Source organism: Peptoniphilus timonensis JC401, assembly GCF_000312025.1.
Classification (GTDB): Bacteria; Bacillota; Clostridia; order Tissierellales; family Peptoniphilaceae; genus Peptoniphilus_A; species Peptoniphilus_A timonensis.
In genome coordinates, this window is record NZ_HE978593.1 from 168004 (window position 1) to 182230 (window position 14227).

Annotated in this window: 13 protein-coding genes; 12 read left to right on the plus strand and 1 reads right to left on the minus strand. The window is 33.0% G+C overall.

Going from position 1 to position 14227, the window contains the following annotated elements:
* The first annotated feature begins 30 nt into the window (after positions 1 to 30).
* The 11 genes from rpoC (at position 31) to HGPT_RS00910 (ending at position 12982) form a co-directional block, all read left to right on the plus strand.
* The gene (gene rpoC / locus HGPT_RS00860) at positions 31 to 3618 is read left to right on the plus strand and encodes a DNA-directed RNA polymerase subunit beta' (RefSeq protein WP_019138008.1); all 3588 of its coding nucleotides are present in this window, start codon (positions 31 to 33) and stop codon (positions 3616 to 3618) included.
* Positions 3619 to 4022: 404 nt separating this feature from the next.
* Positions 4023 to 5183, plus strand: a complete 1161-nt coding sequence (locus HGPT_RS00865; RefSeq protein ID WP_019138009.1) for a poly(R)-hydroxyalkanoic acid synthase subunit PhaE — start codon at positions 4023 to 4025, stop codon at positions 5181 to 5183.
* A 68-nt stretch (positions 5184 to 5251) separates the two neighbouring features.
* Positions 5252 to 6319: a class III poly(R)-hydroxyalkanoic acid synthase subunit PhaC gene (gene phaC / locus HGPT_RS00870; protein WP_019138010.1), complete on the plus strand. Its 1068-nt coding sequence runs from the start codon at positions 5252 to 5254 to the stop codon at positions 6317 to 6319.
* Positions 6320 to 6341: 22 nt separating this feature from the next.
* Positions 6342 to 6770: a MaoC family dehydratase gene (locus HGPT_RS00875; RefSeq protein WP_019138011.1), complete on the plus strand. Its 429-nt coding sequence runs from the start codon at positions 6342 to 6344 to the stop codon at positions 6768 to 6770.
* A gap of 401 nt (positions 6771 to 7171) precedes the next feature.
* Positions 7172 to 8506, plus strand: a complete 1335-nt coding sequence (rsxC, locus tag HGPT_RS00880) for an electron transport complex subunit RsxC (RefSeq protein ID WP_019138012.1) — start codon at positions 7172 to 7174, stop codon at positions 8504 to 8506.
* A gap of 11 nt (positions 8507 to 8517) precedes the next feature.
* Positions 8518 to 9519: an RnfABCDGE type electron transport complex subunit D gene (locus tag HGPT_RS00885; protein WP_019138013.1), complete on the plus strand. Its 1002-nt coding sequence runs from the start codon at positions 8518 to 8520 to the stop codon at positions 9517 to 9519.
* A complete protein-coding gene (locus tag HGPT_RS00890; protein WP_019138014.1) occupies positions 9520 to 10104 on the plus strand; it encodes an RnfABCDGE type electron transport complex subunit G in 585 nt (194 codons plus the stop codon). It abuts the gene before it with no gap.
* Between the two features lie 11 nt (positions 10105 to 10115).
* The gene (rsxE, locus tag HGPT_RS00895) at positions 10116 to 10712 is read left to right on the plus strand and encodes an electron transport complex subunit RsxE (RefSeq protein ID WP_019138015.1); all 597 of its coding nucleotides are present in this window, start codon (positions 10116 to 10118) and stop codon (positions 10710 to 10712) included.
* Positions 10712 to 11290, plus strand: coding sequence for an electron transport complex subunit RsxA (rsxA, locus tag HGPT_RS00900; RefSeq protein ID WP_019138016.1), 579 nt, complete (start codon positions 10712 to 10714; stop codon positions 11288 to 11290). The genes rsxE and rsxA overlap by 1 nt, the downstream gene beginning before the upstream one ends.
* Positions 11291 to 11299: 9 nt before the next feature.
* The gene (locus HGPT_RS00905) at positions 11300 to 12217 is read left to right on the plus strand and encodes an RnfABCDGE type electron transport complex subunit B (protein ID WP_019138017.1); all 918 of its coding nucleotides are present in this window, start codon (positions 11300 to 11302) and stop codon (positions 12215 to 12217) included.
* A gap of 207 nt (positions 12218 to 12424) precedes the next feature.
* Positions 12425 to 12982: a substrate-binding domain-containing protein gene (locus HGPT_RS00910; RefSeq protein WP_019138018.1), complete on the plus strand. Its 558-nt coding sequence runs from the start codon at positions 12425 to 12427 to the stop codon at positions 12980 to 12982.
* A 114-nt stretch (positions 12983 to 13096) separates the two neighbouring features.
* Here HGPT_RS00910 and HGPT_RS00915 read toward each other — a convergent pair whose 3' ends face one another.
* Complete coding sequence (locus HGPT_RS00915) at positions 13097 to 13891, minus strand: nitroreductase family protein (protein ID WP_019138019.1); 795 nt, start codon at positions 13889 to 13891, stop codon at positions 13097 to 13099.
* 108 nt (positions 13892 to 13999) lie between these two features.
* Here HGPT_RS00915 and HGPT_RS00920 point away from each other — a divergent pair.
* On the plus strand, positions 14000 to 14227 hold a 228-nt coding region (locus HGPT_RS00920), incomplete at its 3' end, for a UvrD-helicase domain-containing protein (RefSeq protein WP_040542207.1).

Consider the following 14227-nt stretch of genomic DNA (forward strand, 5'->3'; position numbering starts at 1 on the left):
TTTTAATTAATAGGAAAGGAGAAGTGCTCCTTGAGCGAACATGAATTATTCCATTCAATAAAAATTGGACTAGCTTCACCACAAAAGATCAGATCTTGGTCTTATGGAGAAGTTAAAAAACCGGAAACTATAAATTACAGAACATTAAAACCTGAAAAAGAAGGTCTATTTTGTGAAAAAATATTTGGACCAACTAAGGATTGGGAATGTTCCTGTGGAAAATATAAAAGAGTAAGATACAAGGGAGTAGTCTGCGAAAAATGTGGCGTTGAAGTCACTAAGGCTAAGGTTCGTCGTGAAAGAATGGGTCATATTGAACTTGCTGCTCCAGTATCACACATTTGGTACTTCAAGGGAATCCCTTCAAGAATGGGTCTTGTCCTAGATATGAGCCCTAGGGCCCTTGAAAAGGTACTTTATTTTGCATCTTATGTAGTAACTTATGTTGAACCAGGCGAAACAACTCTTTATGAAAAACAACTATTATCTGAAATTGAATACAGAGAATTCAAAAGAGAATATGGTGACAAATTTACTGCAAAGATGGGCGCAGAAGCTATTAGAGATCTTTTAGAAAAAGTTGATCTTCAAAAGGAAAATGATGAACTTACAGAAGAACTCCAAGATGCAACTGGACAAAAGAAAATTAGAATAACAAGAAGACTTGAAGTTATTGATGCCTTTATCCAATCAGATAACAAACCTGAATGGATGATCCTTGATGCAATCCCTGTAATTCCACCAGATTTAAGACCAATGGTACAACTTGATGGTGGTAGATTTGCAACAAGTGATTTAAATGATTTATATAGAAGAATTGTAAATAGAAATAATAGACTTAAAAAGTTAATGGACATCAATGCTCCAGATATTATCGTTAGAAATGAAAAGAGAATGCTACAAGAATCTGTAGATGCTCTTATTGACAACGGTAGACGTGGAAGACCTGTTACTGGACCAGGAAATAGACCTTTAAAATCTCTTTCAGAAATGTTAAAGGGAAAACAAGGTCGTTTCCGTCAAAACTTACTTGGTAAGAGAGTTGACTATTCTGGTCGTTCAGTAATCGTAGTTGGACCAGATCTTAAATTTTATCAATGTGGTCTTCCAAAAAATATGGCTCTAGAATTATTCAAACCTTTCGTAATGAAAGAACTTGTATCTAGAGGATTAACTTACAACATCAAATCTGCAAAGAGAATGGTTGAAAGAGGAAAAGATGAAGTATGGGATGTACTTGAAGAAGTTATTAAGGATCACCCAGTTCTTCTTAACCGTGCTCCGACACTACACAGACTTGGTATTCAAGCTTTTGAACCAGTTCTAGTAGAAGGTAAGGCTATTAAGCTTCACCCACTTTCTTGTACAGCATATAATGCCGACTTTGATGGTGACCAAATGGCTGTCCATCTTCCACTATCAACTGAAGCACAAGCTGAAGCAAGACTATTAATGCTTTCAACAAACAATATCTTGGCACTAAAGGATGGTAAGCCAATTACTACTCCTACACAAGATATGGTTCTTGGTTCATATTATTTAACTTTAGATAGAAAAGATAAATTAAAGGGCGACGGATCAATATATAGAAACTTTGATGAAATGTTCCACGCTTATGAATCAGGATTTTTACACCTACAATCACATGTATCTGTTAGAAGATATGCAGATGAAAATGACAAGAGAGGTAAAATTGTCCCTTCAACTGTTGGTAGATTTATTATGAATGAATTTATCCCACAAGACTTAGGTTTTGTTAATAGAGATGAAGACAAATATTCTCTTGAAATTGACCAAGTTGTAGACAAAAAACTTCTTGGAAAAATAATTGAAAAAACTTATAAAAAACATGGAAATATAAAAACAGCGGAACTTCTTGATAATATTAAGGCAACAGGCTACCACTACTCAACTATTGGAGCAGTATCTATTTCAATGGGGGATGTTCAGATTCCTGATAGTAAGCCGGAACTTTTAGCAGCAGCTGAAAAAGAAGTAGCTAAGTATGAAAAAGCCTTTAGAAGAGGACTTATATCTGATGAAGAAAGATATGAAAAGGTAATTGAAATTTGGAATAAGGCAACAGATGATTTGACTGACGATGTAATGGACGGATTTGACGCCCTTAATAATATTTATATCATGGCAGATTCTGGAGCCAGAGGTTCTAAGAACCAAATCAGACAACTTGCAGGTATGCGTGGACTTATGGCATCACCTTCAGGTAGAACAATAGAAGTCCCAATCACTTCAAACTTTAGAGAAGGTCTTTCAGTACTTGAATTTTATATGTCAGCCCATGGTTCTAGAAAGGGTCTTGCCGATACAGCTCTAAGAACTGCCGACTCTGGTTATTTAACTAGAAGACTTGTAGATGTATCACAACAAGTAATTATTTCTGAAGAAGATTGTGGCACAGATGAATATCTTGTAGCTAAAGCCTTTAAAGATGGAAAAGAATTAATTGAATCTTTAGCTGATAGAATCGAAGGAAGATATTCTTTCGAAGATATTGTTAATCCAGAAACTGGAGAAATAATTGTTGCTGCCAATGAAACAATTTCAGACGATGACGCAGTGTTAATAGAATCACTTGGCATTAAAGAAGTTAAAGTAAGATCAATTCTTGGATGTAAGAGTAAAAATGGAGTTTGTGCACATTGCTATGGTAGAAACCTTGCAACAGGATCAAGCGTTGGAATTGGGGAAGCAGTTGGTGTAATTGCTGCTCAATCAATTGGTGAACCAGGTACACAACTTACAATGAGAACTTTCCACACTGGTGGTGTAGCTGCAGCAGCCGACATCACTCAAGGTCTTCCAAGAGTTGAAGAACTTTTCGAAGCAAGAAAACCTAAGGGTCTTGCAGTAATTGCAGAACGTGCAGGTATTGTTGATATTAAAGAATCTAACAAGAAGAGAGAAGTTCTTATTACAGCTGAAGATGGAACAGTTGATTCTTACAACATTGTCTATGGTTCAAGGTTAAAAGTAAAACAAGGCGATGAAGTAGAAGCAGGGGACGAACTTACACAAGGTTCTGTATATCCACAAGACTTACTTCGTGTTAAAGGCGAAAAAGGTGTACAAGAATACATTGTAAAAGAAGTTCAAAGAGTTTACAGGCTTCAAGGGGTAGATATCAACGACAAGCACATTGAAATCATTGTTAGACAAATGCTATCAAAGTGCAAGATAGAAGATGCAGGAGATACAGATTTACTTCCAGGTTCTCTTGTAAATGTTGTTGATTACAAAAAAGCAAATAAAGAAGCAATTGATGCAGGTAAGGAACCAGCAGTTGGTAAGGTTAACTTACTTGGTATCACTAAGGCATCACTTGCAACAGAATCCTTCTTATCAGCAGCATCTTTCCAAGAAACTACTAGAGTTCTTACAGATGCAGCTATAAAGGGTAAACAAGATATGCTTGAAGGTCTAAAGGAAAATATAATAATTGGACAACTTATACCAGCAGGTACTGGTGCTAGAATTAATTCTAAAGTTCAAATTGGAATTGATGAAAGCTTGAAGGAAGATTATGATATCCTAGAAGATTCACAAGTAATTACAAGTGATGATGTAAAACTTGATCTTGAAACTGTAGAAGAAGAATAATTTTAAATTAAATATTTGATATATAGAGTAGGCTTAGAAATGAGCCTACTTTTTTTGTTTGAATATAATATGTGCATGTAATTTGTATATATTATGATAATATATCTATTTTTCTAAAAATTAACTAAAAATAAAACTTAAATTTTTTTATTTTATTCACAAGCTCTTAGTAAAGTTATATTGTATATTTAATGTAAAAAAATATTTTAAAAATTTTTACTAAAAAATACAAAAACCTTTTGACATTATGCTAAATTTTTTATATTATATATCCATAATATTTTACTTTATTAACTTGTTAGTGTTATTACTAGACAAAAGTGGGTAATCTATTTATAAGAAGGAAATTAAGAAATTATTTAAATTAAGAAATTACTTATGTAAAGAAATAGGGGAGGATAAAAATGGCAATGAATTATAATGCTTGGAATGAGATGTTCAAGGCAAGTCAAGATATGATGAATGCTTGGGTTGATGCTTTACCAAAAAGAGAATCTGAGAGTGAAAAAGAAGAAACTGGTGCTTTTGATTTTAGTAAGTATCAAGACTGGGTTAAGTTTCAACAATCATGGATAAACAATTGGCAAGATATGATGAAAAATGCTAGTCCAGAAAATGCATGGTTTAAGGGACCTTACGCATCATGGACAAAAATGATGGAAGCCTATAATCCTTTTGATGCCAGCAAGATGATGGGTGCAGGCACACGTGAAGTTTTTGAAAAAATTTTAAATTCAAACAAACTTTATCTAGGTGTTTATGAACAATGGAAAAAATTTAGTGATGAATTTTTAAAACCTGGAACTGAAGAATACAAGAAAAACATGACTCAACTTGTGGATCAATTTAACTATATTTTTGTTAACAATTTGATTCCTCTTTTACCAAAGGAAATCCAAGCTTTGATGATGAATTCTCAAAGTTATTTCAACACTTATCTAAGGACTGTTGAAAACTTTATTGGACCATGGTCTTTTGCATATCAAAATATTGCAGATATCTTTATGGAAACTTTCTACAAAGATCCCATGAAGTTAGCAGATTCCTTAAAAGAATGGAAAGAAGCATATAATCAAACATTTGGTGTTTTAGTTAAATCTCCTGTTGTTGGAAGTTCTAGAGAAATGTTGGAACAAAATAACAGAGCAGTTGATGCCATGATTGAAATGCTTATATCTGTATCAGAATTTATGACAAAAGCACTTTCTGTTGGATACAAATATTCTCAAGAAGCTTTTGAACAATATTTTGATTCAGTAGATAATGGAGAAGATCCAAAAACTTTCAATGAATTTTATAAAATGTGGTCTAAACACGTTGAAAATGCTATTGAAACATATTTCTATACTGATGAATTTTCTAAACTTATAGCAAAAACTGCTGATTCTGCTATGATTTTTAAAATTGAATACGACAAGGTAATTGAAAAGGCTCTTGCTGATTTTCCAATAGTTACTAAATCCGAAGTAGATAATGTATATAAAAATGTATACAGCTTAAGACGTGAAGTTAGAGAACTAAAAAAAGAATTGGAAGAATTGCGAGCTCAAAAAGACGAAAAATAATATAAATAAATAGAAATAGAGCAGATAAATAATTTTAACTATTGATTTGACTCATGGAGGTTCAAAATATGTATAGTGATTTTTTTGATATAAAGACAACTATGGAAGAAAGCATAAAGGCACAAGAGAAGTTTCTCAAGAGTTATGAAAGCATGATGGAAGTAACTAGTGATCATGCAAATCAAACTCCAAGAGAAGTTGTTTTTGAAGAAGATAAATTAAAACTTTACCACTATAAAAAAAGTACTAGGACTGTTAACAAAGTACCAACACTTATAGTTTATGCACTTGTAAATACTCCATCAATGATGGATATAGGACAAGACAAGTCTTTTATAAAAAAACTTGTAGATAGTGGTCTAGACTTATATCTAATAGAATGGGGTTTTCCAACTGCTGATGATAAATATTTAACTTTAGATGATTATATTAATATTTACATTGACGATTGTGTTGACCACATAAGAAAAGAAAATAAAGTTGATAAAATAAACATCCTTGGTGTATGTCAAGGTGGTACTTTTACTTTAATGTACACATCTCTTCACCCAGAAAAAATTAAGAATGTTGTTACTATGGTAACTCCAGTTGATTTTTCTACTGATGATGGTCTTCTATTTAAATGGGGAAAATATTTAAATCCAAATAGAATGGTAGAAGCTTATGGAGTTGTTCCAGGTGAATTTATGAATACTGGATTTTTAACTTTAAAACCACTTTCACTTATGGTCAATAAATATGTGGATGTGATAAATGATTTAGATGATCCAGACTCACTTTCAAATTTTATGACTATGGAAAAATGGATTTTTGACAGTCCAGGACAAGCTGGTATGGCTTATAAAGAATTTTTAAATTCAATGTATAGAGAAAATCTTCTCATGAAAGGTGAAATGCAAGTTGGTGGCAAAAAAGTTGATCTTAAAAAAATAACTCAACCACTTCTAAATCTTTATGCAGAAAGAGATAATCAAGTTCCAAATGCAGCAACTATTCCTATTAAAGAAATTGTGGGAAGTAAAGATTACACAGCTAAATCATTCCCAACAGGTCACATTGGAATGTTTGTAAGTAGAAGAAGTCAAGAAGAGGTTGCACCTACTGTTGTAGATTGGATAAAGAACCACTCTAAATAATCACAGAAAGGATTGTGAGATTATGGATAACACCAAAGGAAAAACTATTGATGAATTAAAAGTTGGACAAAGTGCTTGTTTTACTAAGACTGTTTCGGAAGCAGATGTTTACAACTACATTGGGGTTTCTGGTGACTTTAACCCAGCCCATATAAATGAAGAATTTGCTAAAAACACAAGATTTAAAACTCGTATTGCTCACGGTATGATTAGTGCAGGTTTTATATCTTCTGTATTGGGAACTCAACTTCCTGGTCCTGGTACAATTTATTTATCACAAGATCTTAAATTTACTCATCCAGTTCATTTTGGTGATACAATAACAGCAACTTGTACTGTTGAAGAAATATTTCCAGAAAAGAATCGAGTTATAATGGATACAGTTTGCACTAATCAACATGGTGATACAGTTATTGAGGGTAGGGCCTTAGTTTTGGCTCCAAAAAAATAAAATATAAAGATATAAGGTGATGTTACAAAAGTAGCATCACTTTTTTGATTGATAAAATTAAAAGACTTTTATTTTAAAATTAAAGAAAATTAAGATAAAAATTTTTTATAATTAAGTTTAATTTTGTATTTAATTACAGCTTAGATTGAAAATTTCAAAAAACACAATAAATTAAAAATGAAAAAATATTTTTTAATTCATCGAAATATTAAGTTGTTTTAATCTTATTTTTGATAGCAAATATCAGAAATTAGATTTTAGAAATGACTATATTTTAATGATGATAAAGATTTCCCAAAATCAATTTTTTTAGTAGAATAATGTACTTTAATAAAATTTAGTGTTATAATTATAACAAATGGTAAAAATATAGGCTTAAGCCGAATAAGGGGTGAAGTTTTATGAGTTCAAGAAATCTCACTTTTTCCGTAGGTGGAGTTCATATAGACGAACACAAAACTTTGACAGAAAAAATTGCAATTGAAAGGATGCCAAGTCCAAAGATTGCCTACATACCAATGTCACAACATATAGGAGCGCCATGCTCACCTGTTGTTTCTAAGGGAGATTCTGTAAAAGTTGGTCAAATTGTTGGGAATTCTGATGCTTTTATTTCAGCAGCTATACACTCTTCTGTATCAGGTACAGTTAAAGAAATTAAAAAGATGTATACAGCTGATGGAAGGTATTGTGATTGTGTCGTTATAGAAAACGATGGCAAAGATGAAATGACTGATGACCTTAAATCTTTTAAAGATTATAAGGATCATCCCATTGACGATTTAATTCCTTTTATTAAAGAAAAGGGAGTCGTAGGAATGGGGGGAGCTGGTTTCCCTCTTCATGCTAAATTAAAGGGTGAAGATCCAGTTCTAGATGAATGTATAATAAATGGTGCAGAATGTGAGCCTTTCCTTACATGCGACCATAGAATTATGCTAGAAAAAACTGAGGAAATATTAGAGGGTTTAGATATCTTCTCATATTTTTATAACAAGGAAGCTTCTTACATGGCAATTGAAGAAAATAAACCTGATGCAATTGCAAAAATGGAAGAAGTTATAGGAAAAAATCCTAATTGGAATCATTTAAAAGTTGTTGGATGTCAAACTAAATATCCACAAGGTGATTCAAAAAGACTTTCTGAGGCAGTAGTTGGAAGAATTGTTCCACAAAATGGTGTAACAAATGATGTTGGAGTATTCCTTACAAATGTTGGAACTACTTTAGCATTTTACGAAGCTATGATCGAAGGAAAGCCTTCTTATGAAAGAGTAATAACTGTTTCTGGTTCTGGTATAAAAGAACCTAAGAACATTCTCGTTAAAATAGGTACTCCTGTTGGAAATATTCTTGATTTCTGTGGTGGAGTAAAAGATAACTTCAAAGAAATCATTTGTGGTGGTCCTATGACTGGTAAGTCAGTGTTTAATCTTGACTCACCTGTTACAAAGACAACTTCTGGTATTTTAGTATTTACTGAAGAAGAAGTTACAGAAAGAATTGAATCTCCATGTATTAGATGTTCAAGATGTGTTGATCACTGTCCAGCTAACATAAATCCAACTGATATTAATCATGCGATTTTAAAGGGCGATGTTGATTTATGCAGCAGCTTACACGCTGATCAATGTATGGAATGTGGAATATGTTCCTTTGTTTGTCCAGCTAAGAGACATCTAAGTGCATCTGTAAAATTAGCTAAACGAGAAATCAAAGCTAATCAAAAGAAATAGGAGGGATCAATTTGGAAAATAATAAATTAAATAAAGATCCGATGACAGTAAATGAAGCACGTTTTGTTTCATTAGCTCCTCACATTAGGTCAAATGATACTGTTAGAAAGATTATGCTTGATGTAATTATTGCACTTGTTCCTGCTATGATTACTTCTGTTTATTTCTTTGGCTCAAGAGCTATAGCACTTTTAGCAGTATGTATTGGTGCTTGTGTATTTACAGAATTAATTACACAAAAATGTTTAAAGAAAACTGTGCAAATTGCTGATTTATCTGCTGTTGTAACAGGTATTTTGATTGCACTTAATATGCCTCAGTCTTTTCCACTTTGGATGGCTGCTTTCGGATCAGTTTTCGCAATATTAGTAGTAAAAGAATGTTTTGGTGGTATTGGATTTAACTTTATGAACCCAGCACTTGCAGCAAGACTTGTACTTATGACTTCTTGGCCAAAACAAATTACAGATTATATATCACCAGAATTATTGAAACAAGGTTTAACAACAGCTGCAACTGTTGATGGTATGTCTTATGCGACACCACTTCAAGTTATTTCTTCTGGTGAAATTGCAAATCTTCCATCAATGGGAGATATGTTTATTGGAAATATTGGCGGTGTAATAGGAGAAACTTCTGCCATTGCACTACTAATTGGTTTTGTTTACTTAGTGGCAAGAAAGGTAATTTCTTGGGAAATTCCTGTAATTTATGTTGCATCAACTGCAATTTGCCTATTTATTTTAGGAATTCCTATGGAACTTATTCCTTATGAATTACTTGCAGGTGGTTTGTTACTTGGTGCTATCTTTATGGCAACTGATTACACAACAAACCCAATAAATAGAAAGGGAAGAATAATATTTGCTCTTGGATGTGGTATTTTAACTGCAGTTATAAGAGTTAAAGCATCTCTTCCTGAAGGTGTTTCATACGCAATATGTCTTATGAACCTCGCAACACCATTAATTGACAAACTAACAATATCAAGTGCATATGGGGAGGCGAAGTAAATGAAAGAACCAGTAAAATTTGGGATTATACTTTTAGTATTCTGTGCATTATCAGCAGGACTACTTGCTGCAGTAAATAATGCTACAGCTCCAGTAATTGCAGAAACAGAACTTAAAAATACACTTGCATCATATGAAGAAATTTTTGGCGATTCTGCTGATAGTTTTGAAGAGTATGATCAAGATAGATTAAATTCATTAAAAGAAAAATATCCAAATATTGAAAAGATCTTCATAGCTAAAAAAGGTGAAGACTTAGTTGGATATGGTGTAAATGTAAAATCAAATGGTTATGGTGGCGCTATGACAAATGCCCTTGGTTTCCTACTTGATGGAGATAAAATAGCTGGATTTAGAAATATATCTAACGGAGAAACAAGTGGCTTTGGTTCTAGAATAACAACTGACGAATATTATCCATCTTATGAAGGTAAATCAGCTGCAGGTCCACTAGAACTTTCTAAAGAACCTAAGGCAGAAAATGAAGTTATGTGGCTTACATCAGCAACAATTTCTTCTAAGGGTGCTCTTGCAGGTTCAAATGATGCCATAAAGATTTATAACGAAGTTCTAAAGAATGAATAAGGAGGTTTAAAATGAAATTATCTAAAGTATTTTTAGACGGTGCTTTCAAAAACAATCCTGTATTCATGCAACTTATAGGTCTTTGTTCAGTACTGGCTATTACAAACAGCTTAACTAACTCACTAGCAATGGGTATGGCAGTTACTTTTGTACTTATAATGAGTAACACAGTAGTATCTGCCCTTAGAAATGTAATTCCTGATAAAATAAGAATTCCTTGTTTTATAGTAGTAATTGCAACTTTCGTAACTTTGGTACAAATGATCCTTCAAGCATATTTCCAATCAATTTATGCAGCACTTGGTATTTTCTTACCATTAATCGTAGTTAACTGCTGTATTCTTGGAGAAGCAGAAGGTTTCGCATACAAGAACAAACTTGTTCCATCAATAGTTGATGGATTTGGAACAGGAGTTGGCTATACAATAGCAGTTCTTTCCATGGGTCTTGTTCGTGAATTTTTCGGTTACGGAACATTATTTGAAAAACAAATCTTACCAGAATCCTATCCAGGAATTGGACTTATGGGAGCTCCAGCAGGTGCCTTCATACTTCTAGGATTCTTAATAGCAGGATTTAAATTACTACTTAATAGGAGGGCAGACTAATGTTAGAGAGTATTTTAACAATTTTAATTTCAACAATACTTGTAAATAACTATATATTTGCTCAGTTCTTAGGAATTTGTCCCTTCTTAGGTGTATCTTCCAAAACAGAAACTGCCCTTGGAATGGGAGTTGCCGTTACCTTTGTAGTTGTACTTGCATCTGCAATAACATGGCTAATTCAAAATTTCGTATTAAATAAATTTGGACTTGAGTATTTACAAACAATAGCATTTATTCTTGTAATTGCATCACTAGTACAATTTGTAGAAATGTTTATAAAGAAATCATCACCTTCACTTTATCAAGCAATGGGTGTGTATCTTCCACTTATAACTACAAACTGTGTTGTACTTGGTGTTACAGTTTTAAATGTTCAAAATGGATATAACTTAATAGAAACAATATTTAGTGGTTTTGGAGCTTCAATTGGATTTACACTAGCTTTAGTATTAATCGCAGCCCTAAGAGAAAAACTTATGCTTGCAGATGTACCTAAGGCACTTCAAGGTGTTCCTATTGCACTTGTCAGTGCTGGTCTTATGGCCATAGCATTCTCAGGTTTCGGCGGATTAGTATAGGAGGTAATTATGGAAATTAGTACAATACTTACCCCAATGGTGTTTTTGGGAATAGCGGGAGCTTTTTTCGGAATAATACTTTCCATTGCATCAAAGGTTTTTTATGTAGAAGTTGATCCAAAGGTAGCTGAAGTAAGAGATGCCCTTCCAGGAGCAAACTGTGGAGCTTGTGGTTTTCCAGGTTGTGATGGACTTGCAGAAGCAATTGCCAATGGTACATCACCAGTTAATGGTTGTGTTATTGGGGGCGCAGAAACTGCAGAAAAAGTCAGCCAAGTAATGGGCGTAAATGCAGAAAATGTTGATAGAAATGTTGCAGTAGTTCACTGTCAAGGTGACTGCAACAAGGCAAAAAATAAATACGACTACAATGACCTAGTTGACTGTAGACTTATAGCTGACTACCAACAAGGAGCAAAAGCTTGTAACTATGGTTGCTGTGGTGGAGGAACTTGCGTTAGCGTTTGTGAATTTGACGCAATCCACTTGGTAAACGGCGTAGCAGTAGTTGACAAGGAAAAATGTGTTGCATGTATGAAGTGTATCAACATTTGTCCTAAGAAAATTATTTCACTTAGACCTTACAAATCAAAAACAGTTGTTGAATGTAAGTCACTTGATCCAGGAAAAGTAGTTAGAAATAACTGCTCAATTGGATGTATTGGATGTGGCATTTGTGAAAAGAACTGTCCAAAAGATGCAATCCATGTAGAAAACAACTTAGCATCCATTGATTATGACAAGTGTATCAACTGTGGAATTTGTGTTTCAAAATGTCCAACAGGAGCAATTTATCGTGAATATCCTGAAAGAGTTGAAAAAATGAAACAAAAGGAAAAAGAAAAGAAAGAAAAAGAAAGACAAGCAAAAATCGAAGAAGCAAAGCTTAAAAAAGCTCAAGCGGAAAAAGATAAAGTTAATGCTTGATCTTTAAAATCTAAATTAAGGAACTGCCGTGCAAGCGGCAGTTTTTTCTTGCAAAATATTAAAAAAATTTTAAATACATTTTTTTAACTCCTTTAAATTTATAAAAGCTTCACAAAATTTTGCTCTTCTATTTTTTTTTTGAATAATGTGATATCCTAGTAATAGGATGAACTAAACATAAAGAAAAATTTAAAAGGAGTGTGTCCTATGAAAAGAAAATTTTATATCAAGTTAGGCTTTGCCTTATTTATAGTGATATTACTAACTTCTTGCAAATCTCAGGAGAAGGCAGCAGTTGAAAATACTTCCAATGGAAAGGAAGTAAGCCAAGAAAATGTGAACAAAGAAAAAAATGAAATTAAGAAAAATAAGAGAGACAGTGAACTTTTTGTGGAAAAAGAAAATCCAAGAATTGTTGCTATGTCAATAAAAGCTGCAAAAGCTTTAAGAGTTTTGGATTATGAAAATGTAGTGGGAGTTCCCAGTGGAGCAGAATTCATTTATCCTGATGCCAGCCTCATAGGTGATGAAATGGATCCTGATTTTAAATTAGTAAAAAATCTAAATCCAGAACTTTTACTTACAGATAAAAGTGTAACTTATGATAAGCCTTTAGGACAAAAAGTTGAGGGCATGGCTTACGCTTCAGCTTCTTTTGAAAGTCTAGAGGACACAAAAAATGGTCTCAACTTCTTTGCCAAGGGCTTGGGCTTAGATGAAGATGCTGTTAAAGAAAAAATAGATTCACTGACAGAAAATATTTAGAATCATTAATTATTTGTAAGAAACTTGAAAAATCTCCCCAATTTTGTGGAGATTTTTTCATGTAAAAGACAATAAAAAAGAAGGGTGATAAACCCTTCTTCTCTGTCCTTATAATTATAGTGTAAAGGAGCCAATGTAGTAATATTTGCCTGCATCCTTTAAGTCAATTGTCCATTTCTTTTCTATGCCCTTAGTTTTTAACATTTCTTCCATGTAGAATAAGATTACTCCCATATCAATAAGTGATCTTGTGTCCTCATCAGATTTTACCATATAAGCTTCAACATCTGAACCTTTAACTACAAATCTCCAAGGTTGGAAATTTTTGTGACTTGGTGCATATCTAACTGATGAAAATACATCGAAAATTCCATAATTTTCTAAAGTTTCAATGGAAATTGGATTGCCTATCATGTCTGCGAAGACGATTTCATCTACAGTAAGTCTTGAACTTGTTACTTCTGGGTCAAATAGTTTTTTCTTTTGTCCATATCCAATTGCTATTAGATAGTCTATTCCTGTTCCATTTTCTCCAAAGATTGCTTTTTTAGTATCAATGTCAACATTGTCTACTGTTATCCAACAAGTGTCAATATCTAGGTCTACTATTTTTGTGTTTAATTTTTCTAGGCAGTAGCCACCTTTTAATATGTTAAGTGGTTTGTCGTCTTTAATATCAAGAGCAATATAGTGTGGAGCTTCAATCATAACTCCAGAGTATCCTGCCTTGCCTCTAAGACCTTCAGCCACGATTTTTCCGTTTTCGTAAAGAGAAAAGTCAATGTCTTTTTCTTCTGTGTCCATTTCATCCATAAGTAATTTTATATTTTCTAAAGAATCTCTTGGCACTGTATCTTTCTTAAAATTTCTCACTGATTTTCTTTTTTGTAAAAAATTTGTCATTAACATAGTAATACCCCCTAAACCAGTTTATATTAAGATTATATCATAATAAAGCCTTTAAAAATAGATTTAAAATAATCCGCCTATAGTTTAAACTATAAGAGGAGGGATAAAGTGAATTTAACAGCAAGTCAATTAAAAGCGGTAGACCATTTTGAGGGACCAGCTCTTGTTTTGGCAGTTCCTGGTGCAGGCAAGACTACAATGATATTACACAGGACAAAAAAGTTAATAGAAAAGGGAGTGGACCCCAAGAGTATTCTCACAATTACTTTTTCAAAGGCTCAAGCTGTGGATATTAAGATGCGTTTTATTGAGATGGACGGAGATAAATTTGTTCAC

Excerpts from the sequence above, each read along its gene's own strand:
- phaC (WP_019138010.1), top strand. The coding sequence starts at position 5,252 with ATGTATAGTGATTTTTTTGATATAAAGACAACTATGGAAGAAAGCATA.
- HGPT_RS00905 (WP_019138017.1), top strand. The coding sequence starts at position 11,300 with ATGGAAATTAGTACAATACTTACCCCAATGGTGTTTTTGGGAATAGCG.
- HGPT_RS00865 (WP_019138009.1), top strand. The coding sequence starts at position 4,023 with ATGGCAATGAATTATAATGCTTGGAATGAGATGTTCAAGGCAAGTCAA.
- HGPT_RS00910 (WP_019138018.1), top strand. The coding sequence starts at position 12,425 with ATGAAAAGAAAATTTTATATCAAGTTAGGCTTTGCCTTATTTATAGTG.
- rsxE (WP_019138015.1), top strand. The coding sequence starts at position 10,116 with ATGAAATTATCTAAAGTATTTTTAGACGGTGCTTTCAAAAACAATCCT.
- HGPT_RS00890 (WP_019138014.1), top strand. The coding sequence starts at position 9,520 with ATGAAAGAACCAGTAAAATTTGGGATTATACTTTTAGTATTCTGTGCA.
- rsxC (WP_019138012.1), top strand. The coding sequence starts at position 7,172 with ATGAGTTCAAGAAATCTCACTTTTTCCGTAGGTGGAGTTCATATAGAC.
- rsxA (WP_019138016.1), top strand. The coding sequence starts at position 10,712 with ATGTTAGAGAGTATTTTAACAATTTTAATTTCAACAATACTTGTAAAT.
- HGPT_RS00915 (WP_019138019.1), bottom strand. The coding sequence starts at position 13,891 with ATGTTAATGACAAATTTTTTACAAAAAAGAAAATCAGTGAGAAATTTT.
- HGPT_RS00875 (WP_019138011.1), top strand. The coding sequence starts at position 6,342 with ATGGATAACACCAAAGGAAAAACTATTGATGAATTAAAAGTTGGACAA.